We start from the raw sequence: 1,379 nt of genomic DNA, 5'->3' as shown, positions 1-1,379 counted from the left end.
CCTCCATTTCCCCTGGCTCTCATCCCGACGCTCACCAAGCACGGGTAGAGCGCGGGGCTTCCCGCCGAGAAGCTAATTTCTCGATTCCCTTCGCGATGGTTGGCAATCAACTTGCACCTTCTTGCCCAAGTCTGTGTTTTCGATTCATTCCTCTTTGTCGATTCGGGCCATCAACGGGTCATTTTGTGGGCTTTATCCACCCCGGATTGCACTCTCGGCGATCGCGGCTTTTTTTCAGCGGCGGCTATGAGAGCTTAGGTAAGCCATTATCTTGGCTTTCTCGATCCGATCGCGCGTCGGGGAAGGAGGAAATAAAATAAATGTAGAGACGTTGGGAATAACGTCTCTACAGGAAACCGAATCGGGTGTATTTAAGGAGAAAGGGTGGGAAGGAAAAGGGCGATCGCACGAGACGACTGAGCAACCCGGGATGGTCATCGCTTCAGCGAATGTGACATACTCCCGACACCGATGCAAGCGCTTGGTGCGGGCTTCTCCCACCGTCAGGGTTTGACCACTGGCTACCGAGTTCGAGTTATTATAGTGAGGAAACGCCGGACCCCACTTGAAAAATCTACTCCATTAAGGAGGGTTGCTTTTTTTGAGGGCCTTCTATTTCAACTTCGGAAACTGCGGACTTGCGGGGGATGCCTACCGGTCAACGCCGATAGTCGGTAGAAAGCCTACGGATCGGGGGAAAATCAACCCTGCAATTCTTAAGCCATTATCGCACTACTCCCTCGGTTTTCATCCCGATGCTGACCTCCGCTACAGGGCGGGGCTGAGCGCTAAGCAAGCTAAACTGCTAAGGATAAAAACCACGCAATTAAAGACCCGAAAATGAATGCGAGAAACACACCAGCTTTCAAAAATGGCGTCTGCGATCGCGCAGTGTCTAGCTGGGCTTCTAAATTCGAGCGCTCTGTCTCGGACAGTTTCAGTTGCGATTCCACTTCGCTGCGATCGCCTTGCAGTTTCGCCAGTTCCGATTCTATCTGCGATCGCTGCTCTTGGGTTCTCAACAGTTTCTCTTGCGTTTGCGATAATTCCGACTGCATTTGCGACTGCGATCGGTGAGAGTCTGACAACTGCGTTTCTAACCGCGATTGCTCTTGTCGCACTTGCGCCACTTCTTCTCCCATTTGTTCCAGTTGGCTTTCTAGCTGCGATCGCTGCGCTCTCTCGCTTTGCAACTGCTCTCGCGCTTCCTCCAGTTCCGCTCCCACATTCTCCTTCTCTTGACGTGCTTGCTCTAACTGAGTGCGACTCTCTTCCAGTTGCGAACTCAAATTCTGGTTCTCTTGACGCGCTTCACCCACTTGAGATTGCAACTGTTCGGCTCGTTGATTGCCTTGCTCTAATTCGGAGCGCGCTTCATC

The 1,379-nt window shown here is 52.2% G+C and carries 2 protein-coding genes; one reads left to right on the top strand and one right to left on the bottom strand.

Going from position 1 to position 1,379, the window contains the following annotated elements; all coding sequences use genetic code 11:
• The first annotated feature begins 271 nt into the window (after positions 1-271).
• Complete coding sequence (locus LKK83_RS25430) at positions 272-514, top strand: hypothetical protein (protein ID WP_324634244.1); 243 nt, start codon at positions 272-274, stop codon at positions 512-514.
• A gap of 283 nt (positions 515-797) precedes the next feature.
• Here LKK83_RS25430 and LKK83_RS25425 read toward each other — a convergent pair.
• Positions 798-1,379 (bottom strand): hypothetical protein (locus LKK83_RS25425; RefSeq protein WP_442957366.1); only part of this gene is annotated, 582 nt, incomplete at its 5' end.

This window comes from Phormidium sp. CCY1219, assembly GCF_035615515.1.
Taxonomy (GTDB): domain Bacteria; phylum Cyanobacteriota; class Cyanobacteriia; order Cyanobacteriales; family Laspinemataceae; genus CCY1219.
Note: the sequence above shows the minus strand (reverse complement) of the source record. Positions and strands in the feature narration are given on the sequence as shown.